At 40.2% G+C, this 11,183-nt stretch carries 9 protein-coding genes; 4 read left to right on the forward strand and 5 right to left on the reverse strand.

The genetic code is table 11. The annotated features are described in order from the left end of the window. Positions 1-18: 18 nt before the first annotated feature. Both MHN09_RS06585 and MHN09_RS06590 read right to left on the reverse strand, forming a co-directional pair. Entirely contained in the window at positions 19-2,463 is a 2,445-nt protein-coding gene (locus MHN09_RS06585; RefSeq protein WP_239239714.1) for a DEAD/DEAH box helicase family protein, read from the reverse strand. 326 nt (positions 2,464-2,789) lie between these two features. After that, positions 2,790-3,707, reverse strand: a complete 918-nt coding sequence (locus MHN09_RS06590) for an HNH endonuclease signature motif containing protein (RefSeq protein ID WP_239239717.1) — start codon at positions 3,705-3,707, stop codon at positions 2,790-2,792. 861 nt (positions 3,708-4,568) lie between these two features. Here MHN09_RS06590 and MHN09_RS06595 point away from each other — a divergent pair. Beyond that, positions 4,569-5,543: a hypothetical protein gene (locus MHN09_RS06595; protein ID WP_239239720.1), complete on the forward strand. Its 975-nt coding sequence runs from the start codon at positions 4,569-4,571 to the stop codon at positions 5,541-5,543. 472 nt (positions 5,544-6,015) lie between these two features. Further along, on the forward strand, positions 6,016-6,276 hold the full coding sequence (locus MHN09_RS06600) for a hypothetical protein (RefSeq protein WP_239239723.1): 261 nt from the start codon (positions 6,016-6,018) through the stop codon (positions 6,274-6,276). A gap of 39 nt (positions 6,277-6,315) precedes the next feature. Here MHN09_RS06600 and MHN09_RS06605 read toward each other — a convergent pair whose 3' ends face one another. Both MHN09_RS06605 and MHN09_RS06610 read right to left on the reverse strand, forming a co-directional pair. Then, positions 6,316-7,155, reverse strand: a complete 840-nt coding sequence (locus MHN09_RS06605) for a PEP-CTERM sorting domain-containing protein (protein WP_239239726.1) — start codon at positions 7,153-7,155, stop codon at positions 6,316-6,318. Between the two features lie 1,370 nt (positions 7,156-8,525). Further along, complete coding sequence (locus MHN09_RS06610) at positions 8,526-8,927, reverse strand: hypothetical protein (protein ID WP_239239729.1); 402 nt, start codon at positions 8,925-8,927, stop codon at positions 8,526-8,528. A gap of 397 nt (positions 8,928-9,324) precedes the next feature. On the opposite strand from MHN09_RS06610, the gene MHN09_RS06615 reads away from it, so the two are divergent. Continuing rightward, positions 9,325-9,582 (forward strand): hypothetical protein, encoded by a 258-nt coding sequence (locus tag MHN09_RS06615; protein WP_239239732.1) that lies wholly within the window; start codon positions 9,325-9,327, stop codon positions 9,580-9,582. Next, the gene (locus tag MHN09_RS06620; protein WP_239239735.1) at positions 9,582-10,877 is read left to right on the forward strand and encodes a tyrosine-type recombinase/integrase; all 1,296 of its coding nucleotides are present in this window, start codon (positions 9,582-9,584) and stop codon (positions 10,875-10,877) included. Before MHN09_RS06615 ends, MHN09_RS06620 begins: the two co-directional genes overlap by 1 nt. Positions 10,878-11,047: 170 nt before the next feature. Here MHN09_RS06620 and MHN09_RS21400 read toward each other — a convergent pair. Next, positions 11,048-11,183 (reverse strand): GDCCVxC domain-containing (seleno)protein (locus MHN09_RS21400; RefSeq protein ID WP_275446451.1); only part of this gene is annotated, 136 nt, incomplete at its 5' end.

An 11,183-nucleotide genomic window follows, 5' to 3' on the forward strand; every position in this document is an offset into this window, starting at 1 on the left:
GTGCGGCTTGAGCGTCACTCAAGCCGATTTATTCGGTGTGGTGTCGTAGATTGCTTTTTCCAGTTCGGCTATGGCTGCTTCATATTCTTTTTTGCCACCAAAGCCTTTTTTGGCAATTTCGATCGGACGGCCAAACTCTACAACTTTACCTGTTTTAAGGGCGTCTTTGCTTTCCAAGGCTTCCACGCCCTCATCGCTATATTTATTCAATAGCTCATTCAAAACGGCCTGCGCCATTTGGCTGTACTTGGTGAAGTAGTTGCGTTTTTTAACATTGTTTGCGCGTTCTTTGCGCGTTAGCGGAGGCTGGTCGAAAACAACGTGACATATCATATCAAATGGGTCTAATCCTTTCCCAATTTCTGCTTCCAATACTTCCCAAATAACACCTTCAGACGCTAATTCATCTATGATGGCCTGTTTACGCTCAGTACCGTTCCAACGCTTAATGAAGTCATCGAGGGATGCAAAAGATTTCGTGAGGGTCTTCTTGGTGTAGTCTTTAAATGACTCTGTAACGAGTTTGCCGTCTTCGTCATAATATTGAACTCGCTCACCTACTTTCTTAACCGCTACACCATTAATGTGGTATTTAGTAACAGTCTTTTCTTCATCTTCATCCCAGCCCGTTTGTGCTGAATCCCCACCTTCAGGGAAATCAAAGTCATCATCGCTGCCATGACTATCAGTGCTATCAGTAGTGACTTCAGGCTCATCCTCTGAGTCGTGCCCGTCTAGAATATCGTTAAAATCAGAATCTTCATCATTGATATCACTGGGCTTAGTGCTGATAACTTTTTCAGGAATACCGTCGAAACGCTCATCGGCAAACAGTTCTGTAGCTTTTTTGAAATCGAGGATGGTGAACCAGAGCTTGCCAAATTTGTCATCGATACGCGTGCCTCTGCCGATGATCTGTTTGAACTTGGTCATACTCTGAATGTTCTGATCGAGCACAACCAGTTTGCAGGTTTTGGCATCAACACCCGTTGTCATAAGTTCTGATGTAGTTGCGATAACAGGGTAAGTGCGTTTGGGATTAATGAAGTTATCCAACTGAGCTTTACCAATGGCATCATCACCTGTGATTTTCATCACATACTTATCGTTTTTAGCATACTGTTCAGGGTTACAGTTAATTAGCGCCCTGCGCATTCGTTCGGCATGGTCGATGTCGTTACAGAACACAATTGTTTTTGCTAAGGGATCGGTACGTTTCAGGTAATTAGTAATTGTTTCCGCTACAAGTTGAGTGCGCTCATCGATTACCAAAGTACGGTCAAAGTCTTTCTGGTTGTAAATTCGGTCTTCTACTTCATTACCATGCTTATCAACCTGCCCTTTGGTTGGTCGCCAACCTTGTAAGTCGATATCCAAATCCACGCGCACTACCTTGTAAGGGGCAAGAAAGCCGTCTTCGATGCCTTCTTTTAATGAGTACATATAAACTGGCTCACCAAAGTAGTCGATGTTAGACACTTCATCGGTTTCTTTGGGTGTGGCAGTTAAACCAATTTGAGTAGCAGAGCCAAAGTATTCAAGGATTTCACGCCAGGCACTCTCTTCTGATGCACTGCCTCTATGGCACTCATCAATCACGATAAGGTCGAAGAAATCAGGGTCGACTTGCTTATAGGCTTTCTGGCTTTCATCGGGGCCAGTCAATGCTTGATATAGTGCCAAGTGAACTTCGTAAGCGGGATCGACTTTTCTGCCTGTGATTTTTGTCATTGCCTGACCGAAGGGCTGAAAGTCATTAATACGAGTTTGGTCTACTAGCACATTTCGGTCTGCCAGAAATAAAACACGCTTTTTAGCTTTGGCTTTCCACAAGCGCCAAATGATTTGAAAGGCGGTATAGGTTTTACCTGTACCTGTTGCCATTACCAGCAAAATCCTGTCTTTGCCTGAGGATACTGCTTCTACGGTTTTATTAATTGCTTGTAACTGGTAGTAACGCGGCGATTTACCAGAACCATCGTCATAGTAGTCTTGCGTGATAATGGGTAACTGTGATTCTTTATAGCCTTTATACGCACAATACTTTGCCCACAATTGTGAAGGCGTTGGGAAGTCTTCTAGTCCAATTTCAGTTTCAAGTTGCTGAGGATTCGTTTTGTCATGAAAAATAAAACCGTCACCATTGCTGGCAAAAATGAAGGGCACATCAAGTAATTGGGCGTAATCTAGCCCTTGCTGCATCCCTTTACCGATTTCATGCTTATTGGCTTTGGCTTCTATAACAGCCAAGGGCATTGAGGGTTTGTGGTAAAGCACGATATCAGCGGATTTTACTTTTTTACGTGCAGCCACCATTCCACGAACAACGACTTTACCATCACGCAGTTTTACTTCCTGCCGGATTTGGGTCATATCATCCCAACCAGCCTGCTTTATGGCAGGCATGATGTACTTAGATATGATATCGGTTTCTGATAGCGCTTTTTTGTTAACTGAACTCATACGTCCCCCAAGCTCGGTTCATACGAAGGACTTCGGTTCAGTAATCTTGTAGAAAACATGGGCGTGTCCTTACTGTATGAGTATCTAATCCTTTTTCTTTTTCAAGGAATCTAGTTCCTTGTCTGTTTAGTCGAAAGTATCAGAACACTAGATATTTGTCATTGATTGAATACCTCAAGTCCCTAAATTACATACCTGCGGATTAACCATCTTAGTTAGAGACTCAAACAGAACTTATTTGCAATTGCAGCTACCGTTTGACGTAATGGAATATAAGCCCAAACTTTCAACTAATCGATATACAAAAATTTATCGAACATTATTAATTACACTTTAAAAACATGTTTGCGATGATATTGTAAATACCTCATCTGTTTAGCATTAAAAGTACCGTAATTTCCAGACTTTACGCCCCAACTTTTCATGGTTGATGCGTCTAATTTTCTACTAATCAGAAGCGTACCGTCATTTTCAAAAGAAATGTATCCATAATCAAAAAGATGATCTACATGGGGAGCTAGCAAAAGCCCATTATTGCCATCCAAGCGCTCAGCGTTTGTTGACTTAGCCCAGGGCTTAATGTGGGATGCTCTAAGATGAGATAAGTTAGTTGTTCCTGTTAATCTGCAATGTCGCTCAATTTTCGTAAGGTTATTTTTGTACTTGCCTTGACCACGCCTAGATTTAACCAAAGCAACTTTGTCAGTATCAGACAGCGAAGAATCATGTTCGATTTCCTTTTCTTTTCGCTTTTCATCTTTCCTTCGATTCTCTTCTTCATTGAAAATTAAACCAGAGTCACCTGTAGGAGAAAGTAAATCTTCTAGAGCCGCAACAGTTTTGCCACCTAACTCATAATTACCACTATTAGCTTGATGACAAAATAATGTTGTCAGAGGTGTCCATCTGTAATTTGGTTCCGGCGCTTCCTCACCAATTCTCGCTGTAAATTCGTCCTCATCGATTTGTACAGGAATGCTAACCTTACTAAGTTCGCGAAATTGAAGACGAAATCGCTTTTCTTTCGGATTCCCCTTATCAGGTTCCTCTTTCTTACCAACTAATTCAAATTTGCCTACTAATTCAAGCGGATCACCATTACGAAGCTTTTGAATGACATAGTAGACATCTGAAATTTGGGGGTTATCAAACTTGTATCGCGTATTTTGTGAAAAGCCATACCCACCTCGATAATCAAACGGAACTTCATTAGAGGGGCCGTGGTAGAGAAAATTATTAGTCATTATTATAGCCTCACCGACTCGAAACGGTTATCAAACTCAAAAAACAAACTTCAACTGAAATAACTAAGCAAACAGACAACAGTAGCACTAACTCATGGGTTAAGTCCGTAAAATTTACTGCACTATTAAAGGTTTGCCGCAAAACAGAATGCTCAACATCAATTTTTATATATACAGAAGCATCGTAGCTTCACAGCTTTATCGATAAAAGTAATCACACGGTTCAAAATAGAGAGACTAAAAACCAGCAATAATTTTAAGAACATCGGAAGGTACTCTTTTCTTATTTTGCTGATAACGAAAGGCGATTGGTCAAAGCACTTCCATCGTAGATGCAAGTGCTCAGTCGGTACGACTGAGCAAAAACACTTGAGCGAAGCTCAACAACTACTGCGTAGAGAGCTGCTTTGTGAAACATAGCAGCTCTCGAAGTTGGAGTCAGCATCGCAGATTAACCACTTTTTTCGTTTGCTTCAGCAAACTTGCTGAGTATTGCACAGCAATAATCTGCAACCTTCACAACACCGTTGTGAACACTGCGAGCGGGGTATTCCACGCGACGCTTTCCCCGAGCAGAGGACGGGGAAAAGAGTGGTTAATCAGCGGTAGCTGACTCCGAGTAAAACTTCTGTCGCAGTCACAAAGTGACAAGTAGCAGAGCAGCGACGAGTCGCGTCAGCTCTGCTTTGCAGAAGGTTTACTACAACGAAGTTGTTTGTGATTTTCGTCAGAAAATCACTATAGCTAAGCGCAGTGCTTAGCGTTGCGAAGCTCCGGCAGGATGCAATGTATCATGCTTTCATTCGAAAATTATCCCACGGTTGGTTCTATGTATTGGTGATTATTACTCAAGGAGAATTCATGAATTATTTAGAACGAGCACTCGAATCATCGTTGCGCCATGTAGGAACTATATCGGCAGCAGACCCAGGTACTGTCGGGTTATTAAGAGAAAGCGCCGTACTCGCTATCGTCGGCACATTTAGGGTTTCAAGTAAAAGTGTTATTCAACACCACCTAGGTATAAGCCGAGAAGCAGTAAACAAGTTAATCAATCGCATGAAAAAGAAACAGTTGATTGTAACTCATCCAACTTTTGCTAATACGGATAATGGATATATTCTTCTGACCTCTCGAGGTATTAGAGAGGCAGAGTTCCTTTTAAACCGTGAGTTACACTTGCGATCTGATGCTAGCAGAATCAATGAGCGGAACCTGATACATGATCTTTCAGTGCAGTTGGTTGTTCTCAATCTAGTTAAGCAAAAGAAAGTAGCTGGTTTCGCGTCAGAGAGCGACCTTGCAGTGACACTAGAGCACAGAGGAAATGACCCTCGATTAGTGGATGCCATCGTGGTTGATGCGATAACTGGTGTTAAAATTGGCATTGAAATGGAAACATCAAATGCCAAAAATAAATCTAATACTAATTTAAGACAGAAAATATTAGCTAAATATTTGCAAGAATTTGAATCGCCGGATGGTTTATATGATTTCGTGTATATGTATAGTCATCGCCAACGATTTCTAACTCAAATTGAAAAAGCCCATGCTAGAATAATTGCCAGCAGTCAGTCACCTTTCAGTGAGACGCAACAAAGAACAATTACTACATGCATAAAATTCAGATCCTCTGACTGTGATCTTATCTATGAGTTGATGTTCAACAGCAAGCGTTTACTTAAGGGTGACAAAACTAAGTTGAACCAAAAAAACGATTTTCTAAATAAATTAGCAGAGCTGGAAAAGCTTGCTACAACCACTGACGACAGGGTCATTGAAATCAGGTTGGCTGGGTATCGTGATGCTGGGAGAGTTCTAGGATTTTTAGAGTAAATAAGCAAATAGAATGACCTCTGGGAGCCCTACAGGCTCCCCTATTTTTTATGTCTTTGGCTTCAAAATGTACTGAGTATCGCAATGATAAACAGTACACTTTTAACGCATGTGCCTCTGCATACGTCGAGTCAAAACGAAAGCACTGTTGAGGGTTACTGCACTTTCAATAATGTGCTCACTGAGCTCATGAAACTCATGTAAGTTAAGTTAAGTTTTTTATGACTCTGCTTTAATTAACTAGCGCCCTGCTCTGCGAATTTTTCGATGCAATCTCTGCGATAGTAAAAATTTTAATTCAACTCCTTAAAAGCATTAACACCAGTTACAACATCCTAGACTTTCAGACAAGCCATATTAAAAGAAACATCGCCGAAAATTTGCGAATAGATATAAGCTCTCACCACAATATCATCATAGTTACCCTCCAGAGTGCTTAGTTAAATACAGGACTACTGAAGGAAAACAGAATATGAAGGCAGATTATGAAGCGCTTTTCAGTGCTTGTATAAAATTAAGCGGAAAATGGACTAAGTTGAGTAATGCGGTTGTTGGGGTTTCACTAATCAACGCCCTATGGGATACGTTTTTTATACTATTTGGTTACCCTGAGCAGATTGCGTTTCAATCGCTGTCAGACAGGCTTTTATTAGTTTCGTTTGGATGTATTGGAATATCGGTTATTCTAGGGCTAATTGCGCTACTTGCTATGAGAAAACTGGAAAGCGATTAAGTTTTTAGCCCCCCTTAAGGGGGCTATTTTTTGCGCTAGCTAAAGTAAATCTTTGCCAAAAGAGTTAAAACAGAAGATTTTTCTTCGGGAAATGAGAAGACCTGTAGCTAATGCAAAAATTCCTAAAGTAGCAGGCTCAGGCACGTTTGCTACTTGATTGTTGTTTTCGTTGCTAGTGCCATCACCGTTAACATCAATTGTGTTTCCACCATTGCCACCTATATCTCGTTCACCACCTTGGAACGACAAGTCCCCGTCTAAATAGCTTAAATCTAAATCCCCGCGAACAAGTGCTACCCCATATCTGGGGAAGGCAAATGAAGCGACATGTTGATCCTTAGTCAAATAAGCATTTCCTACATTCCGGTTTCCGTTAAATACGGTAAAATCATCATAAAGTCCCGCAAGGCCATAGTAGTTATTACCGTTATCATCACTACCGAAAATAGCTTCAGTTTTATTCAAGCCGTCACCTTCTAAGTAGTCAGAAGCTCGGGCCGAATAGGTATAGCCGAATAGGGTTTGAAACTGAACATCAGTTTCAGAGTCGGGTGATAGCTCATCGCTCCTCCCCGTTGTACGTTGTTGAGTTACTGATTCTGACTCTATCCACTCGTATTCAGGAACGAAGTAATTAAATAATGCCGTCACCTCCGTTATGGAGGCCAATCGCCACCCGTTTTGACTAAAAGAAGAGAGCGCACTATTTATAGACATACCTCTTGTCGATGACCACTGTAACCATTCCATACCCAGCCCTGTAACTACATCGGAGTTTTCTTCCTTCGAAAACTCACCATAAGTGATGAGCTCTGCGCTTACATTCAACGACAAAGAGGCAAGCATTGCGCCCCCAAAAACTTTTCCGATAATTCTCATTACTTCCCTTATACAACAAAATTTTAATTTATTATTAATTGTGAATCGTTCAACGAAGCAACAGGTTTCAACTGTGAAGGTTTTCTCAGTTAAACACTAAGTATGTATTGCCAGTGACGAATTACTTTTTTGAACCAGAAAAGAAAATATGTTTAGGGGGAAAGAGATTTCAATTTAAAACAGCAGTGCTAATGGCATGACATCGCAGCTATTCCAACTAAGCAGATTTGGCTTTGGTCTCTTCCCTGATATTGTGTTTTCCGCTGTCTAGCGATTCAACAAAGCGAAAGCAATCATAATAGAATAGCGATAGTTTTTAAACCCCAATGCAATCAATAATGTAGCCGATAAAAAGCTGGAAGTGGTCAAAGCAGATTTTGTCTAAATCTTGATTTCACTTCATCAATGTGTATTTTTATATAAATTTATTTTCAAAACTTTTTCGGTGTACTTATATTGTTAAATAAAAAAAGCGCTCTTAGAGCGCTTAATAACCGATACTAATCGTTTCGAAAAAGCCAAAGCTTTAACAATAATGATAATAACAAAGCTGCTATAGAACTTAAAAATAGTTCAGTTTCATGAAAGGGAAAACTAGGATTAAGTTCTACTTTAAATAGAATAGAAATCATATATAACGCTAGCAGTAAATACGATACTACGTTTAACATGCGCGATAACTCTCCTATTATGATATCCACTAAAAAACGTTTATTTGTCTTCATGCATTTTTCTCCAAAGTTAATGCATGAGTAAATAAGCTCAAAGCGAGGGAAATTATCTCTCGAGGGGCGTCACAGTGAAACAATTTTTCCTAGTCGTGAATTTGTATGCAGCTGTGTTCATTGTAAAACTGTATCCGATATTTTAAAGATTAGAGCAGCGTGTCTAAGTTTGTGGGTCGCCATCCTTGGCTGAGGACATAACTTTTACCTATCCAATGTATGCACATCGCTACTCGCATTTTAAAAGAATCTAAATAGCGCACGAGTTAGTAATTTTCGACCGTTTTCTCTGTCAGACGACTCGCTGTAGAAACTTTTTACTCCAAACATAATTTTGTTTAACAGCACAAAATTTACGATTACAAAAAATGGATTAATCGTTATAAAAAATGATGCTAAACAGCCACCACTCACGAAGCCAAGAATAAGATATATAGTTTGGTGAGCTTCTAACTCACTCATCGATAACATTAACTTTCATAATGCTCCATATAACGCCTAATACTTACTAGTAAATTTAATGAAAATATGATAATTTTCAAATTCTTTACTGCGAAGTCTAGCAGCAAGAATTTGCTAATCAGTCTACGTAACAGTGTTGAAAAATTATCGCTCGACAACAGAAAAAGGGCCGCAAAGCAGCCCTCAAAGTAAGTCGATCTGTTCAGTCCATTCTTCAATAGCTTCGTCTGAGAAATATCTTCTCTTCGAAACTCCAAACGCGTTCTCAAATTCATCAGAATCAACAAATTCAGAGTTGATGAAATTGACGATTTTCTCCTCGAAAAGCAGAAACAACAAACACCTTTCATGTGCCTCAAAATATTTTTTTCGATATCCCTCTGGTAGCTGCTTTACTAGAGCATCTGACAGAACAAATCCGTTAGTGACGAAACACTCATCTTTATGCTCATAGATATAATCGAGCGTGTTTGGTTCAAAAAACCAACAAACGCGAAATTTATCCGGCCACTCCGTTCTAGTAGAACGCTTAAATTGATGAATAAACTTAATATTCAGATCTCGAGCATTTGTCTTCTTAATCATTTTTTATCCTCATAGTAAACCTCAAAAGTAACTAGGAACACTTCGGGAAAAATTCTCAAGATTAAGAAAATAGACTTAAAGAAATACTAAAAACGAGGGGAATGTTGAAATGAGAGGAACACATTTGGGGGCAATTACATTGCTGCTGAGCTATCGCAGTCAATGGAATTGAAACTATCAGTTTTTTCATTAAATTTCTAGTAATGAGATTACTCTCGTTAGCTGTATCTTATGATTTTTTTCTCGAACTGTTAAGCCGACTGCTAAGTTTTGCAGCTCGTCCACAAAAACCTATAAGATTTTTTTAAAAAAATTTTTTTTTGTAAGCTATGTCTAGTTCAAAAACAGATGAGACAGATCCTTGACTAACTTTAGCAGCATAAACATTAACGAAGTAATGAATAACCCTGAAAAGATCGAATGGATTCTGAATAAGATCGCTTTTCTAGAAACAGAGCTTACGAAGCTCAAAAAACCTCAAAGCCAGTGGCTAACTTTGGAAGAAGCCGCTGCTGAACTCGGGAAAAGCGTAAGTGCAGTTCGTCAGCGATTAAAGAACAAGGATAAGCCTATGCCTTCGGGAAAGGTGTGGAAGCAGGCTGATAAAGGTCACGCGATTTCTGTAAACGTAGCAAATTTTAGGAAGTATATGTGATGTCTCAAACTCGAACTAAGGAGGATGACCCTTTAAAAGTCGCACTAAAGGCAGCCAAAGGGGTATCAATCCACAATGGCAGCCTACGTTTGCAATTTAAGCTTCCAGGTCAACTTCGACATACTCGAAAGTCGCTTGGCTATCCGCCAAACCTGGATAATATTGGGCTTGCTATTGACAGGCTGCGTAACATAAAAGAAGACATCGCAAATGGCCTGTTTAAATATGATGAGGAAAAGTTTTGGTCTACGCACTTCCCCACTAATGCACGTAACCCAGGCTCGCCGATCACTGTAGAAGCTTGCTTAAAAAGCTATATAGAAGAAAATGATTCGGTACTCTCCGACTCAATTAGAGAGAAACTCAATACAGCTCTTAACTGGCTCTCGCACTACAGACTCGCCTCGAAGCCACTTGGTCATCTTACTAAGACCGTCCTTAAAGACTTAAGAAAAAAGAGCGTACAAGGCAATAGCAAAACGAAATTTGCTGGTTGCACGGTAACGACAGTTAACGAGTACAGCAGTACGCTACGTAGGGTGCTGGATTATGCCGTTGAAGAAGGCCACCTGAAAGAAAATCCCATGAGATTAGTACCTCAGTTGAAAAAAGACGACCTTAATTTAGAGTATTATGATCGTTACGTTAAGCCTTTCACAGTGGATGAACTAGACTGCCTTCTCGCTACAATCCATGTTCCATCAGTTCGACAGATGGTTAAATTCCTAGCTTGGACGGGTCTTCGGCATGGTGAACTTAAGGCGCTGGCATGGGAAGACGTTGATCTGGAAAACAAGAGAATTACTGTTAAATACAATCTCACGAGAAAAGGAAAGCTAAAACCGCCAAAAACCAAAAGCGGCTACCGTGTGGTAGAGCTTCTTCCAGCAGCATTAGCGGTGCTAGAAGAAATGAAGGATGAGACGGCAGCTCTTCCGCCAGTAACTGATAAAATTCATTACAAGTACGGCAAATTTGATATTGTCGAAAGGCGAAGAGTCTTCTTAGGAAGAGCTAATCAACCTTACAAAAGGCCAGAACTTACAACTGCTCCAAAGCAATGGGAAAAGTGGTTGAGAGAAGCAGATGTCCCTTACCGCGCTGCTTATCAACTTCGACATACATATGCGAGTAGGATGCTTACAGCAGGATGTAACGAAGCTTGGCTAGCAAGTCAAATGGGCCATGCGAATACAAATATGATAGCGACGATATACGGAAAGTGGATACCTGAAGACAACCCTAACTATATAGCGCAGTTGGCAAAAAAGTTAGGGCAAAACTACTGCAAATAATAAAAATTGGGGCTGTATAGCTATGTCAGCCCCTAAACTTATGTAGTGGCTCATATCTAATCTGACACTTTGATTTAAAGGTCTCGACTTGCCCTGACAGTCGGCATTATACAAATTGCAGACCTTCAGAAGGTTGATATCGGACTTACTATTTGTGCCATTAGCAGACGTTAAGATTTATTGCAGCAACTACTTCCTTCTTGAATGGGTGGGCACTTAACAGTCCCAAAAGAGCAATAAACGCAACAATCACCTATTAAAGGCTTGAGTAGCGCTTTGCATCCCTCACATTCGTAATACCACTGG

The sequence above is a fragment of the Alteromonas sp. MmMcT2-5 genome (assembly GCF_022348315.1).
GTDB lineage: Bacteria > Pseudomonadota > Gammaproteobacteria > Enterobacterales > Alteromonadaceae > Alteromonas > Alteromonas macleodii.